Source organism: Xenorhabdus sp. BG5, assembly GCF_015163665.1.
Taxonomy (GTDB): domain Bacteria; phylum Pseudomonadota; class Gammaproteobacteria; order Enterobacterales; family Enterobacteriaceae; genus Xenorhabdus.
In genome coordinates, this window is the sequence record NZ_JADEUG010000050.1 from 1 (window position 1) to 15,898 (window position 15,898).

Here is a 15,898-nt window from a genome sequence, read left to right on the forward strand (position 1 = left end):
CCTGACCCGGCCGGGCAATCTTATCATCGACAGTCACGGCAAGCTGGTCAATCAGGGGGTAATGACGGCGTCGGATGATATCACTATCGATAATCAGGCCGCGCTGGAGAATCAGGGGGAGATAAGCGCTGACCATGATATCAGGATCACCACCCCGGGCAAGCTGACCAATCAGGGCAAGGTGCTGGCCGGCCATGACCTCGATATCCACAGTGCCGATTTAGACAACCAGACAACGGGTAAGCTGGCCGCGGGTATAGATAAAAAGCTGCCGGGGACGTTGAAGATCCAGAGCCAGGGCAAACTGGACAACCAGGGCATTATCACCACCACCGCCTCCGAGTCTGTCCATATTGAGCATGAAGGCGCGTTTAATCACTCAGGCGATATTACGCTCAAAACCCGTGATGCTTTCGATAATGCCGGAAAAGTACTGGCAGGCCGTCACCTTACTATCCACAGTGCCTCATTAGTCAGTCATCAGAAGGGGATGCTTGCGGCGGGTACGGATGCTCAGGGCAACCTGACCCGGCCGGGCAATCTTATCATCGACAGTCGCGGTCAACTGGTCAATCAGGGGGTGATGACGGCGTCGGATGATATCACCCTTGATAATCAGGCCGCGCTGGAGAACCGGGGGGAGATAAGCGCTGACCATGATATCAGGATCACCACCCCGGGCAATCTGACCAATCAGGGCAAGGTACTGGCCGGCCATCTCCTTGATATCCACAGTGCCGATGTAGACAACCAGAAAGCGGGTAAGCTGGTCGCGGGGAGTGATAAAAAGCCGTCAGGAACGTTGAAGATCCAGAGCCAGGGCAAACTGGACAACCAGGGCACTATCACGGCTTCCGAGTCTGTCCATATTGAGCATGAAGGCGCGTTTAATCACTCAGGCGATATCACTTCGGGTGGCAATATCACGCTCAAAGCCCGTGATGCTTTCGATAATGCCGGAAAAGTACGGGCAGGCCGTCATCTTAATCTCCACAGTGCCTCATTCGTCAGTCATCAGAACGGGGTGCTGGCGGCCGGTACGGATGATCAGGGCAAACTGACCCGGCCGGGCAATCTTATCATCAACAGTCGCGGTCAACTGACCCATCAGGGCGTGATGATGGCCTCGGATGATATCGATATCCAGAATCAGGCTGAGTTGAAAAATCAGGGAGAGATAAGTTCGGGTCGTGATATCAAGCTCAACACCCCGGGCAATCTGATCAATCAGGGCAGGGTGTTGGCCGGTCATCACCTTGATATCCACAGTGCGGCATTAGAAAACCAGAAAAAAGGGGAACTGGCGGCAGGCACTGACCCGCATGGCAAACCGACTCAGCCGGGTAATCTGACCCTCGACAGTCGTGGTCAATTGACCAATCAGGGGGTCATGGCGGCATCGGATGATATCATTATCGACAATCAGGCGGCGCTGGAAAATGCGGGGGAGATGAGTACTGGCCGCGATATCCGGCTTAAAACGCCCGGACACCTGGTTAACCTGGGCAAAATGTTGGCTGGCCGTCACCTGAATATCCACAGTGCTTCTTTATCCAATCAGGAAAAAGGGGTGCTGGCCGCAGGTGTCGATAATCAGGCAGGCCATTTATCCCAACCGGGAGACCTGACGCTCCATAGCCCGGGTGAGCTGACCAACCACGGCGTGATAAGGGCATTCGGTGATGTAACCCTGCCTGATCAGGGCAACCTGAACAATGGGGGAGACATCACCGCCGGGCAGGACATGACCATCACCACCCGCGGGCACCTCGACAACCAGGGGCGCATACTGGCCGGGCGCCACCTTGAAAGCCAAAGCACGTCATTGTATAGCCATCAGGGCAGTACCGTGGCGGCCGGTATGGATAACACGCTCAGGCTGACCCGGTACGGTAACCTGACCCTGAAAACCACCGAGGAAGCCCGGCTTCACGGGCAGAATATGGCCCATGACCGGTTATCGGTGAACGCCAAAGAACTCTCACTGGCGGGCAGTCAAACGGAGGCCGGCGATCTGACCCTGACGTCTGACACACAGTTACATTTACAGGATGCCAGCGTCAGCGCCCGTCAACATCTTACGTTATCGGCACCGGAACGGATTGATAACACGCGGGGCCGGTTACGGGCGGAAACGCTGACCCTCCGCAGCCAGACACTGAACAACCAGCAGGGTAAAATCACCCAGACCGGGCCGCAGTCGCTTATCCTGGATCATCAAGGTGGGATTGACAATACGGCCGGGATAATTGAATCCCGCGGGCAGGATTTGACGTTGAAGGCGCAGCGCATTACGAATGATAACGGCAAACTGATCCATGCCGGAACCGGCGTGATGGCCATTGACACGGGCCACTTTCAGGGCAACGCCGGTCTCCTGATTTCTGACGGTGAACTGAAACTGGATGGGGGGGATTACCATCTGGTGAACAGCGAGACGTCGGCACAACGCATCACGGCTCATATTCAGTCACTGGATCACCGTTCAGGGACGATGACCCAACGGGGCACCGGTGTAATGACGCTGGATATTCAGCAGGAACTGGATAATGGCAGCGGAACGATGTCGGCTAATGGTACGGTGAAGGTCAAGGCAGCGGCGCTGAATAACCTGTCGGGCCAACTCATTGCAGCAGAAGACGGTCAGCTTCAGGTCACGGTAAAAAACCGGCTGAATAACCAGCAAGGCCAGTTAGTCGCCTCAGCCGGGATGAGCGTGGTGGCTGACGAAATCGATAACCGGCAGGGGAAGATGGCGGCGTCGAACGGGGATATTGCCCTGACCACCGGGCAGCTCACCAATACTGAAGGGAAAATTGCCGGTCAGCACAACCTGAAACTGACGGCTCAAACAATCAACAACGAAAAAGGTCAAATCCGTGCGGGTACGGCGGATATCGATACGCACCAGCAGCAACTGAATAATACCGCGGGTCTTATAGCCGCAGAACGGCAGATGACGTTGCGAACCGGTGAATTACTGAACCGCTACGGGTCGATACACAGCGGCCAAAACCTGACCATCGATACTCACGGTCAGCAGCTGGATAACCGGGACAGTGGCCAGCACGGCGGTGTGTTCAGCCAGGGGGCTTTGCGCCTGACGGTCGCGGATCTGAATAACCAGTCCGGCCATATTGAAAGCCATGGCGGACTGAATGTGAGCGGAAACACGCTCCTTAACTGGCACGGTCAGCTTCTGGGCGGAAAAGACACCCAATTGCATGTGGATATGCTGAATAATGATCAGGGTTTGTTACAAAGTGGCGGCAAACTGACACTTAACGCCAAATCCTTAATGAACCACAACAGTGGAGAACATCACGGGATCACCAGCAAACAGGCTATGGTGCTGAATACCGGGAAGCTGGATAACGAAAGTGGGGTCGTGGCCTCATTAGGCAGCCTGGCTATCACGGCGGGTAATATCCATAACCGGCTGGGATTATTGGCCGCGCAGACCCAGTTTGCCTTGACAGGCCAAAGGCTGGATAACCAATCCGGGCGGATCATCGCCCGTCAGAATTTATCTGTCGATACGCAGGGGCAGACCCTCGATAACACCGGGGGCGTGATTGACAGTCAGGGCGCCCTGGAGGTGAAGAGCGGAGATCTGAAAAACCAGCGCGGCACCCTGCATGGTAAATCGGCCACGCTCACCGCGAAACAACTGGATAACCGTCAACAGGGTAAGATCCTGAGCGAGGCCGGGCTGCGTATTGAGACGGGTGAGCTGCTCAATACCCGGGGACAGATACTGGCGCTGGGCGATTTGACCGCGCGCGTCACTCACCACATGGATAATACAGCCGGTTTAATCCGCAGTGGCGGTGATGCCGAATTGCGTGCGCAGGCCATCCACAATCAGGACACGCAACAGCAGGATAACGGGATTGAGGGTAAAAATGTCCTTATCACAGCGGACACACTGCACAATGCCCAGGGGCAACTATTCGGCACCGAAAATGCCACGCTAAAACTGGTTTCGGCGCTCGATAACACACAGGGACAGTTACAGGCCAACCAGCAACTGACCGTGCAGGGCCGTCAACTGGTGGTCACCAATACGGACGGTGAGATCAAAGCCGGGAAGACATTGACAGTGGATGCCGACGCGGCCACCGGTGACGGCAAACTGCGCTCACTGGGCGATATCCAGCTGACGCTGCTGAAAGATTTTATTCATACCGGTGAAATCATGGCCAATGGGCGTTTACGGCTGAGCAGTCAGGGCCATGTCATCAATCACGGCCTGATCAGTGCCGGCACCTTGGCGGGGGAAGCGGATAACCTGACCAACGAGGCCACCGGGAAAATCCTGGCAGATCACCATCAATGGATCGTCAACAATGCCCTCGTTAACACCGGGTTGTTGGATGGTGGCCAAACTTACCTGCGTGCCGCCGAACTGACCAACCAGGGCAGCGGGCGGATTTACGGTGATCATATCGCCATTGAAGCGGGGACGCTGAATAACTGGGTGGATGCTGAAACAAAGGCAAAACTGGAACAGTGGCTTGCGACAAAATCGGGCCATTACAACGACATCATGTCTCAGGGTCAATCGGCGGTGATTGCGGCCCGCCAACGTCTTGATCTGGGTGTGGGAGCATTAAATAACCAAAGCCACAGCCTGATTTACAGTGACGGGGATTTTGCCTTTGGCGGCCAGCTGGATGACCGCTATCAGGCCAGCGGGAAAGGGAACATTATCAATAACCACAGCGCCTATATGGAAGCCATGGGGGAGATGCGGCTGGCGGCCGACACCATCAATAACGTCAATGATCATTTTGAGACCCAACTTGAGCGCATTTCGCAGGCACCCATGGAAGAATATCAGGTCTGGGGGCAACGTTATGATACGAAAAACCACCGTATCACGATTGATAATGATGAAGTGGATCACGTCTGTGTGGATGACCTGGGATGCCGGGATAACTTCCAGATTTACCGGTACACCCGCACGACAGACGAAACCCGGGTGAAAGAAACCGATCCGGCGAAGATACTGGCCGGTAAAAACCTGGTTATCGATACCACGACACTGACGAACGACAAGAGCCAGGTGGTGACCGGGGGATTGCTGACGGTCACGGGCGGGGAGATCAATAACCTGGATATGCCGGGTGAGCGCTATATCACCGATAAAGGCCAGGTGGAGAATTTTTGGCGTATTAAGAAAAAAGGGCGTGACCGGCAAGGCTGGGGGTCATCGCACTATGAACCCCCAGAACAAATCCAGACTATCACCCTGACCCCCGGGACGGTCCGGTCATCACAGGGTATGGTCACGCTGGATGGTCAGCGGCCGGCGGATTATCAGGGCACCGTGACACAGATAACGCCCGTCCAGGGCGGGCAAATTAATGCCGGTTTGACGGAAGCGGCCACCCCGCCGCGTGAAGTCGCCTTACGGCCGGGACAGCGGCTGGAAGTGATTATCCCGCCCGCGGCAGTGACAGGTCAAAGGCCGACAATGACCGGTGGCGCAGCAGAGACGCCGGTTATTGCGGGGGAAAAACTGACCGAACCGGGTAAAACCTTCACGGTGGGTGAAAAGCTGACCAGCGCCGGTGAAAAAAACACCGGATGGGATGAAAGGATCACCCATGTGGGCGAGAAATCCCTTGGTGGGGCGGAAAGAATCACCAATGTGGGCGAGAAATCCCTTGGCGGGGCGGAAAGAATCACCAACGTGGGCGAGAAACCCACCGGTGTGGCGGAAAAAATCACCAGTGTAGGCGAGAAACCCACCGGTGTGGCGGAAAAAATCACAAATGTGGGCGAAAAACCCCTTATCGTTCGCACGGAAGTGCCGAATTATCAGTTACCGGACAACAGCTTATTTAAACTGAACCTGCCGCCCGAAAATACGCAACCCAAATCAGTGGCTTCTGTGATTGACAACCTGCCTCTGGTTGAAACCGATCCGCAGTTTACCCAGCTGAAAAAATGGCTGGGAACGGACTATATGCAACAGCAGCTGCGCTGGGATCACAATAACATGCATAAACGTCTGGGAGATGGTTTCTATGAACAGCGCCTGATCCGTGAGCAGGTGATTAACCTGACCGGCAAACGTTATCTGCCGGGGCACCAGAATGACGAGGAACAATTTAAGACTCTGATGAATGCCGGTGTGCGTGCTCAGCACGCCTTTAATCTGGCGCCGGGGATTGCCCTGAATGCGGAACAGATGGCCCATCTCACCGAAGACATGGTCTGGCTGGTCAATGCCACCGTTACCTTACCGGACGGCCGCCGGCAAACTGTGCTGGTTCCCCAGGTATATGTACGCACGCAGGCCAGTTCACTGGATGGCGCCGGCGCCCTGCTCAGTGGCAGCCAGGTCCATGTGCAACTGCGTGGCGACCTGCTTAACCAGGGCCGGATTATCGGCCAGGATATCAACATCCTGGCAGAGAATATCCGCAATCAGGGTGGTCTGCTGCAAGGCAACCAGATTGATTTGCAGGCCCGGACCGATATGGTCCAGCGGGGCGGGGCGATTGGCGCCGGTCAGTCCCTGACGATAGGGGCAGGGAATACGATTGATATCGCCAGTACCACCCGCAGCGGTGAAAATCAGGCCGGCAATAACCGGTTCAGCACCACTTACGTGGATAACGTCGCCCGGGTGTATGTGCAGGGGGCGGATGGCAAACTGCACCTGCGGGCAGGCAAGGATATTTATACGTCGGCCGCCCAACTGATGTCACAGGGTCAACACAGTGAGATCCAGTTAGACGCGGGACGGGATATTCAGTTCGGGACCGCCAAAACCGCGCAGGGTGAACACCTTGAATGGCGCCGGGACAATTACCTGACTCATGCGGGATCGGGGGAAACCGGCACGGACATCAACAGTGCCGGGCAGGTCAGCCTGCGCGCCGGCAGTGATATTCATCTCCGGGCAACCGGTATCACGGCGGGCAGAACGCTGCAAGTGGCTGCGGGACGGGATGTGGCTATCGTGGCGGGTGAGCAGCAGCAAACCCATGACGAATACCGGAAGGTAAAAGGCAGCAACAGTTGGGTTTCCTCCACCACAACTACCACCCGGGAGCAATATGACCGCACCCAGGCAGTCAGCAGCACCCTGAGCGGCGATACGGTAAACATCCAGTCCGGCCAGGATACCACCGTTCAGGGCAGCAATGTGGTGGGCACCCGGGATGTGGCACTCCATGCCGGCCAGCATCTGAACATCACCACGGCCGAAGAGAGTAATCATCAGTTCACCCAGAAAGAAGAGAAAAAATCCGGCCTGATGGGCACTGGGGGCGTGGGCTTTACGATGGGCAGTTCGGCGTTCAAACAAGCCCATGACAGTGATGCGACTGTGCAAAAAGGCAGCACCGTGGGCAGCAGTGACGGCCAGGTCACCTTGCGTGCCGGCGAACAGGCCACTGTGCATGGCAGCGATATCATTGCCGGCAAAGATATAGATATTGAAGCCAAAGACGTGGTGATGACGGCCGCGAAAAACAGCCATACCGAACTGAGCCAAACCGAGCAGAAGCAGTCAGGTTTGACGCTGGCACTCTCCGGGGCGGTGGGCAGTGCCGTTGACACTGCCGTCAAAACGGCCAATGAAGCCAAAGACACAAAAGACAGCCGCTTGCAGGCGCTGAAAGGCACGCAGGCGACGCTGTCCGGGGTGCAGGGCTACCAGGCGTGGCAGCTCAGTGAGGCTGAATCCGCAAAAGCCGATGCGATTAACCAGGCGGGCGGGGAGGCTAAAAAACCGACCGACACCATTGGTATCCAGCTTGCTTATGGCAGCCAGTCGGCGAAATCAGAAACCCGCACGGAACAGATGCAGTCACAGGGCAGCAGCCTGAGTGCCGGGCAGGATATTCGCATTAAAGCCACCGGAGACAATTCGGTTTCTGACAGTGGCGATATTCTGGTCAAAGGCAGCAGCCTGAAAGCCGGGCATGATATTGATATGGCGGCGAAACGCGATATCGTGCTGGAATCGGCTGAAAATACCCAGACTACCCGGGGTGAGAACAGCAGCAAAGGCGGCAGTGTCGGCGTGGGGCTGACCGCCGGACAGGGCGGTTACGGCATTAAATTCTCGGCCAGTGTTAACAAGGGAAAAGGCCATGAAACCGGCGACGGGGTGACCCATACCGAAACGGGGGTTGATGCCGGTCATCAGGTCAACCTGAAATCGGGGCAGGATACGACGCTGAAAGGGGCACAGGTCAGCGGGGAGACAGTGACAGCCGATGTTGGCCGCAACCTGCACCTGCAAAGTGAACAGGATAAGGACAATTACGACAGCAAGCAGGAAAATGTCAGCGCCGGAGCCAGCTTCACCTATGGCTCGATGAGCGGTTCGGCCAGTGTGAATGCCAGCCGTGACAAGCTGCACAGCACGTTTGATTCGGTGAACGAGCAGACAGGCATTTTTGCCGGCAAAGGCGGGTTTGATATCAAGGTCCGGGAACACACCCAGCTTGACGGTGCCGTGATTGCCAGCACGGCGGATAAGGATAAAAACCGACTTGACACCGGCACACTGGGCTTTAGTGATATCCAGAACAAGGCGGAGTACAAAACGGAGCACCAAAGTGTCGGTATCAGTACCGGCGGTGCGGTGGGCAGTCAGTTGGGCACCAATATGGCGTCAAATATACTGGCCGGCACCAATAAGAGTGACAGCCAGTCGTCGACCACGCATGCGGCGGTCAGTGACGGCACGATTGTGGTGCGGGATGTGGATAAGCAGAAACAGGATGTTTTTACCTTAAGCCGGGATACCGATAACGCCGCCAATGGCCTGAGTCCGATTTTTGACAAGGAAAAAGAGCAGCAACGTCTGGCTCAGGCGCAGGCTATCGCTGAAATCGGCACCCAGGTGATGGATATCTACAATACGCATGAAGCGATTAAGGCGACGAAAGCCGCGACGGAAAAACTGAAAGACCCGCAAACACAGTTGGATCTGAAGAAGGATGCCGAAAAACAACTGAAGGCTGAAGGTCAGGAAATCAATGCGAAAAGCCTTGCTGACCGGGCGTATAAGATAGCCTATGACGGTGCCATCAGAGAGCAGGGCGCCGATATCGGCAGCAGTCAGCGTCAGGCGGTGACGGCAGTCATCGGGGCATTGCAGGGTCTGGCGGGCGGTGATATCCAATCAGCCATTGCCAGCGGTGCAGCGCCGTATCTTGCCAATGGTGTGAAGGCGCTGACTTATAATGGTAAAGACCACTATGATGATCTGACGCCGGAAGAAAAAGCCACCAACCTGATGGCGCATGCGATTTTGGGCGGGGTTATTGCAGAAATGAAAGGCGGCTCGGCCACTGCCGGGGCAACGGGCGCGGTGGGTGGGGAATTGGCCGCGTCTGCTATTATTAGTGCATTGTACCCGAATAAGAAACAAAGCGAACTGTCACCGGCGGAGAAGGAAACCGTCAGTAACCTGTCCATGCTGGCCGGTGGGATTGCCGCAGGACTGGCGACTAACTCTACAGCAGGGGGGGTGGACGGAGCACAGACGGCGAAAAATGCAGTCGAAAATAATGCCCTGAGTGATATTGTCGAACGTCAGTTATCTGGCGAATCACAGGCTGACAAATACCAAAAGGCGTTAAAACAGATTGAAGTGGCAGAAACTGAGCTTAAGGTACAACACTGTACTGGACTTAGTCCTGATGCTTGTTCGGCCAAAATAGATGCCTACCGGACAGAACTGTTTAAAGGAGCGACTTCTTTCGGAATTGACTTCGTTCCGATTGCAGGTGATATCAAGAGCTTTGCGGAAGCCCAGAGTGCGGTAGAGTATCTGGCAGCAGTTGTCGGTTTGGTACCAGTTGCAGGTGATGCTGCGGGTAAAGCCATCAAAGCGGCAGAAAAAGCGCTGGCGAAAGGGAATGTTGCTGAAGCCTCTAAGTTAATAAACAAAGCCAGTGATGAGATCCAGGCTGTTAAAGCGCTCGACGTTGGCTCCTATAAGGAATTAAAATCTCGAGCAGTCGTGGGGGACAGGTTAGAGCATGATCATATTCCATCGTTTGCAGCACTGAAAAAAGCAAAAGAAAATGAACTGGGCCGTCCTCTTACAAAAGACGAAACAAAATCTCTTTATCAAAATGCTACAGCTGTAGAAGTTCCTAAAGACGTTCATGCTGCGGGGCCAACTTATAAGGGGAAAAATACCCCACAACAAGTTCAGCAAGATGCAGTGAATCTCTGTGGAGCAGTGTGTCGTGATACCGAATCATTAAGAAAGAATATGATAGAGCGTGGTTATGATCCTAAATTGGTTGATGATGCAGTCAAAAAAATCATAGAACGTAATCGTCAGATGGGAGTGACTAAGTGATGATTGATTGGAGCAGATTTACTAGTGCCCTTGGCACAACAGAATCATCTAAAGAGTTTAATGAACTCTGTCTAGCGATAGGAGAACAGGCTGAAATATCACAAGATCCTTCAGAATATAACGATCCAGTTGGGCAAACGACTTATTACAGTTTTGTTCATTCTGGAATAGAAATAGGCTTCCGACAGGGTGTACTAAACCATATTCACTTTTATTTTGATGGTAATGAAGATTATGCCTGTTTTACAGGGTGCCTATTATCTAATATTAGTGAAGGATGGAGTGTAGAGAAAGTAGTACAGGTATTAGGAGAGCCGTTAATGAAAGGGGGAGGCAAAATGGACATGCTCCTTGGTTTCATTAACAGCTGGATAAAATACGAGTATCAAAAATATGCGTTGCATCTTCAATTTAATCAAGATGGTTTATTATGTGGCGGTAGTTTAATGTTGCCATAATTTGTATTAGCTCAAACTTGATAATGCTGGAATGTTCTTCGGTGTCCCGTTGGATGTGGTGATGTCCAATGAGAAAATGACACCGGAGAAAACCGCTGAAATTGTGGCCAGCGGCATCCCGACCAGTGAAGCGAAGGTGATGCAGTATGTGGCGGCTAAGGCATTCTTGACTCTGGCTAAAAATCCTATTTCGGGTAGTAAAGCAGAAGGTTCATCACCGCAATGGAAAGTAGGGGAAGGGAAGTTTAGTCCGAAGGATAAGGACACAGTGACGAATGTTGAGCATCCGGTTGGTAAGTTTGATGGGAAGTCATTGTCGAATGGAAAAACAGAAAATGTTGCGAAGAATAGTGAGTTGTCAACAGGGACTGTTTTCGATTCCATTAAAGGCACCCAGCCAATGTATCCTGGCTCCGTAATTCCTAAATCTTTTGAAATGTCATTACCGAACGGGAAGAAAGTCTGGGTACATGGAAATGCTACCGAACATATGGTGGAGTACGCAGCATCAAAAGCTGTTACGCATACGCCTGAAGCTGTGAGACTGGCTAGTCAACAAGAACTAAGAAGTTTCCAATCTGCTGTAAATACTGCCACAAAAAACAAAATGCCATATGGTGAGAGAATTACTGTAGATGGCTGGCAACTAGAAATTAAACCACCACGAACAGCAACTGAGTTGCCAACGATCATCCATGCCCGTTATGTAGGAGCACATTAAATGGATATAGAAATTAAAAACCCTATAAACATTACATTAGATGTAATAGAGCTTGATGAGCATGTACCGTCAATGAAATTTAATCTTACAATCCGAGTAGATAAGTTTGGATATAGTTTAGACGTGGACATGCAGCTATGGATAGAATGTCAATGTTTTGACTCATTTATCGACAACTTACGTAGAAATGATATAGCTCGTCTTAAAGATATGAATGGGGTTTTTGAATTGCTATTAAACCCTGTTCAGGACTCACTTGAATGGTCATGTGCCAAAGAAAATCTAGATGGTTATATCACATCAGCAAAAGGAAGAGAAAAGCTGACCGATGAGTCGAAATGTGCATTGTACGAGGCATTTAATGATTATCCTAAGTGGTGGTAATCAATAAATACTGATCCCAGCTAAGCTCTGGGATCTCCTTTTAGCGGTCAATCATTCTCAACCAGCCGGATAATCAGCTGCCCCCGTTCAACGGTGATGTTCACCGGCTGCCCGGTGGCAAAGCCCGCTTCTTCCAGCCAGTTGCCTTTAAGGTGCAGGCTGGGATGCTGGCTGTAATAACGGGTCATGCCAGTGTGTCGGTCGGCGTGACATCGGCTGATATAGCCGACTTTATAGCGGCGTTGCGCTTTCGAACCGCCTGAATTTACATTACAATCGCGTTCAGCCATAAATCAACTCCTACATAGTTGGTTGTGTGGTCAGCGGCTATCATGAGGTGCGAACTCATGGTAGCCGCGTCATCTCAGCGCTTGGCGCTCTTCATAACAACTTTTTCCATCATTGACTTGGTAACAAAACTGTCAATCACCATAATCAACGCTTTTTGCTCCTCATCGGATAAACTGATGGCTGAATCAAAAGGAAACTTATCTATAGTTGAAGAGAAATTAGGGTTAACTAAAGGATATTTATCCAATTCAGATACAGGGGTTTTTTATATACCAAGGAGTGAATTTAAGAATTTGAATATACCATCTGGTAATGAAAATGGAGCTAATCAATATTGGTTACCTGGTGGTAACCCTCCCGGCCAGTCTCCAACGCGACCAGTTTGAAGAAGATGCGGCAACGGATATTACGGTACTGGAAACCCCGCTCTCACGCCTGCATCTCATGGAAGAGGCGCCCCTGGTGTGCTACCTGAATGATGGCCACGTGCCGATAGATAACAACCGGGCGGAAAATGCGATCAGGGGTGTGGCTGTGGGGCGAAAAAACTGGCTGTTTGCGGGCTCATTAGCCGCCGGGCAGCGGGCCACCATGGTGATGAGTTTGCTGGAAACGGCCCACGCGAATAGCCATGAACCCAGGGTCTGGTTACGTGATGTCCTCCGTCGGTTACCCAGCTGGCCGAACAACCGATTGAATGAACTTCTGCCCTGGCCTGAAAACCCGTTTAGCTAGATCCCACTTTGTGCTTATCTGGCAATGCAAGGTGAGATCACCGGACGGTTACAGTTATTTAACGAAAATGTATTATTGAATTGATTTATGACTTTTCTTAATCCAGGGGGGATATCCATTTTCTGTCTTTTTATATTTCATGTTGGAATTGCATTAGCTTAATGTTCATGAGCTGTATCACAAAAAGCTAAATGACTTAATGCCATTTCACTCAAGGTGACTTACACTAAAAGTGCTATACTTGTCATGTTCTATTATATTAAACTTTCTTGTTTATGGTAGTAGACAATTTATAGAAGCCTCAATGGTCGAAGCCATTGAGGCTTCGCCGTTTATGGTGATGGGAATACACAGCTCCGGATCTGATCTACCTATTACATTTAGTTTTTTCGCTATTGAATTAATAATAAAAAGAGTTAAATTGAAAAAATTTAATCTATTCTCAAATGAATAAGGAAAAGTGATGAGTGATGCCGATAAAAATGATAAGAGAAAGAAAATTCAAAAACGATCCAGTCATTTTATTCCTTACAAAACGACGTATGATTTGCGTTTAAATAAAAGAGAACTCAATTTAATCAACATACTGATGCAGATCCAGGGTTATGAATATGGCTTTTTTACCGTGTTAGGGGTTCGTCCTTTATCGCAACGGGGTAACCATAAAAACAGTGCCATCTATGTCGTGCGGTGCCGATGTGGTAAATACGCAGTCAGGACACTCAAGGCAATCAAAAATCCGGCGAATGTGGCTGATATGTGTGAGCATTGCCTTCATCTGTACAACCTGAGGCGCAGAAACCTTTTTCTCACGACAGGAAAAGAGGTCGATTTGTCAGAATTAACCGGCATTAAATATAAACATCCTTTAGAGATTAAAGGATAAGGGAATGGTGTTCCCGATAGGTTACGGACTATGAGTTTAAGACCGTATTTACCCTGACGTTGGGACTTTTTCGCTGAATTTCTCACCTTAATATCGAACAAAAGTTTGACCTTGCTCAGTCCAACCGATAAGGTATTAACTGTTACTTATGATCCCTCGCCTGCAAGGATCAGCGCTAAGCGGCGAAGTAAAAACTCCCGTAGCCTGCAAGGGAGTGCATACCATGCGGTACATCTGCGCACTTTTGGAAGCAGATATCATCAGACCAATAACCCCGGTTGGTGATGAAAGTTTCCCGGTGTGATTCACCACCGGCTACCGACATAACCGGGCAGAATATGCCCCACCTCAAGCTAATCGATACAGTGTTAACCGATACAACATTCACCCACGTTTTGTATCTATCACGATAAACGTCCTGAAAACGGCGCGGCGTCACTTGTGTTTGAGCGGAGCGATGACCAAGTGACGCTGCCAAGCGTCAACGTCCAGAGCACGTCCGGTCTGGCTTTACGAACGATCTGAACCATACTTTACTCAGTGTCACCACTTTTCATTGGCATTTTTTTTTGCCTTAATTCACTTATTTCGCTTATTTTTCACCCACTGCCTTGTAACAGGCCGATGCAGTAAAGAAAGGAGTATCACACGTCACGAATAATGAGGCGTTCATCCTGACTGAGTTCAGGCACTGAACGGGGAGTATTCCACCGCCGTGCTGAGCACGTAGCGAACTCCTGCAAAAACTCACCGCAACCTCTCGCCCTGTATACACATTATCTGACGTACCACGGAACGGTAAACCTAACCGACACGCAGGGAAAATGTTTCGAAATGAGTAAAATAAGTCTGAAAAACAAAGGGAAAATACGGATAGCGAAGCGATTACGAACGAGAACAAACAACAAAGATTGATTTCGCCGTCTGTATTCTTCCCTGAGTTTATGCGCTCTTGAGAGGAGTTATAGCCGTTAAACTTAGTCGCTCGGTTATTGTATTAGGTAAAACAATCATTTAAAGTATTCCCGCCATTGGCAAAATCCAATGGTGAGGGATTTGCACCCCTGTAATGATCAACCCACTGGTAGGATGTTTCTGCCAGTGCGCCTGCGTTCGCCTTTTCTATGGCGGTTCAGGCAGGGGAGGCTTCGGCCTCGCCGGATCGGTTGATCTCCGGTAGTGCAAACCCTGCTTGAATCGCCACCATCAATATTAATTAATGGAAGGGATAGCAGGAATGAATAACAACAATGTTCAAAACGACTGGCATCAGGCCGATATCATTGCAGCATTACGTAAGCGCGGTACAACCTTAGCCGCGCTCTCTCGTGAAGCTGGACTCAGTTCATCAACACTCGCAAATGCACTCAGCAGACAGTGGCCTAAAGGCGAATGGATCATCGCTAACTATCTTGAAACCCATCCTTCAGAAATCTGGCCGAGCCGTTATTTTGATCGGCATGGTCAGCTTATTGAGCGTAAAGTTCGCAGTAAGCCACAGGAATAACCCGCTGTAATTTGTGATCGATGTCTTAAAAATGAACATTTTTTATCTTAAGCCCTGAGCGTGAAATGGCAGACAAATTTGACCATTTTTAACCATCACGGCTTTTTTGCTTTAAGATGCTTAAAAAGCACACAATTAGTGATATAAATAATAAAAATCATTCATATATGAAATAAAAAGCAAGCAAAAAAATCTGGGGGCATTAAAAGGGGCATAAAAGAAAAGTGAGGTTATAGACTTTGATTATTCAACAAGTTATAATGTTTTTCGATTCCGCCTCCGGCACCAAGTTTCCATGCGGGTTTGTCGTAGGTTGTTAAATTTCCTGACAAAAGCGCAAAAAAGAATCAATCGTTAATTAAATGTTAAAGCCTAATCAGTTCAATTTGTACTGTTAAGGTTAATTAGAACATTTAAGACAAGATGACAGGGTAGCTGTTTTAACAGTTGCCCTTTTCTCGTTTAAGGTAATGATTTCAGTAATTGATTCTGATGTCAAGTCAGGTGTAAACTACACGGGATGCCAGATCGGTATCAATAATCTTTTCATACCATCAATGTTGATGCAGGG

7 protein-coding genes and 1 pseudogene are annotated in these 15,898 nt (G+C 50.7%); 7 read left to right on the plus strand and 1 reads right to left on the minus strand.

Annotated features, from left to right (window positions below):
• The 4 genes from IQ209_RS17100 to IQ209_RS17115 form a co-directional block, all read left to right on the plus strand.
• Nucleotides 1-10,345 (plus strand): hemagglutinin repeat-containing protein (locus tag IQ209_RS17100; protein ID WP_193852405.1); only part of this gene is annotated, 10,345 nt, incomplete at its 5' end.
• On the plus strand, nucleotides 10,345-10,803 hold the full coding sequence (locus IQ209_RS17105) for a hypothetical protein (RefSeq protein WP_370588430.1): 459 nt from the start codon (nucleotides 10,345-10,347) through the stop codon (nucleotides 10,801-10,803). The genes IQ209_RS17100 and IQ209_RS17105, both read left to right, overlap by 1 nt.
• A 61-nt stretch (nucleotides 10,804-10,864) precedes the next feature.
• Nucleotides 10,865-11,524 carry a hypothetical protein gene (locus IQ209_RS18500; protein ID WP_228005957.1) on the plus strand — a complete coding sequence of 220 codons (660 nt, stop codon included), beginning with the start codon at nucleotides 10,865-10,867 and terminating at the stop codon, nucleotides 11,522-11,524.
• The gene (locus IQ209_RS17115) at nucleotides 11,525-11,908 is read left to right on the plus strand and encodes a hypothetical protein (RefSeq protein WP_193852407.1); all 384 of its coding nucleotides are present in this window, start codon (nucleotides 11,525-11,527) and stop codon (nucleotides 11,906-11,908) included.
• 47 nt (nucleotides 11,909-11,955) lie between these two features.
• Here IQ209_RS17115 and IQ209_RS17120 read toward each other — a convergent pair whose 3' ends face one another.
• On the minus strand, nucleotides 11,956-12,198 hold the full coding sequence (locus IQ209_RS17120; RefSeq protein WP_193852408.1) for a SymE family type I addiction module toxin: 243 nt from the start codon (nucleotides 12,196-12,198) through the stop codon (nucleotides 11,956-11,958).
• A gap of 481 nt (nucleotides 12,199-12,679) precedes the next feature.
• Between IQ209_RS17120 and IQ209_RS17125 the strand changes: the two are divergent.
• The 3 genes and pseudogenes from IQ209_RS17125 to IQ209_RS17135 all read left to right on the plus strand — a co-directional run.
• Nucleotides 12,680-12,934 (plus strand): annotated as a pseudogene (locus IQ209_RS17125) (transposase domain-containing protein); the annotation flags it as partial.
• A 463-nt stretch (nucleotides 12,935-13,397) separates the two neighbouring features.
• Nucleotides 13,398-13,820: a hypothetical protein gene (locus IQ209_RS17130; protein WP_193852409.1), complete on the plus strand. Its 423-nt coding sequence runs from the start codon at nucleotides 13,398-13,400 to the stop codon at nucleotides 13,818-13,820.
• A 1,237-nt stretch (nucleotides 13,821-15,057) separates the two neighbouring features.
• Nucleotides 15,058-15,327 (plus strand): helix-turn-helix transcriptional regulator, encoded by a 270-nt coding sequence (locus IQ209_RS17135; protein WP_193852410.1) that lies wholly within the window; start codon nucleotides 15,058-15,060, stop codon nucleotides 15,325-15,327.
• Nucleotides 15,328-15,898 lie beyond the last annotated feature (571 nt).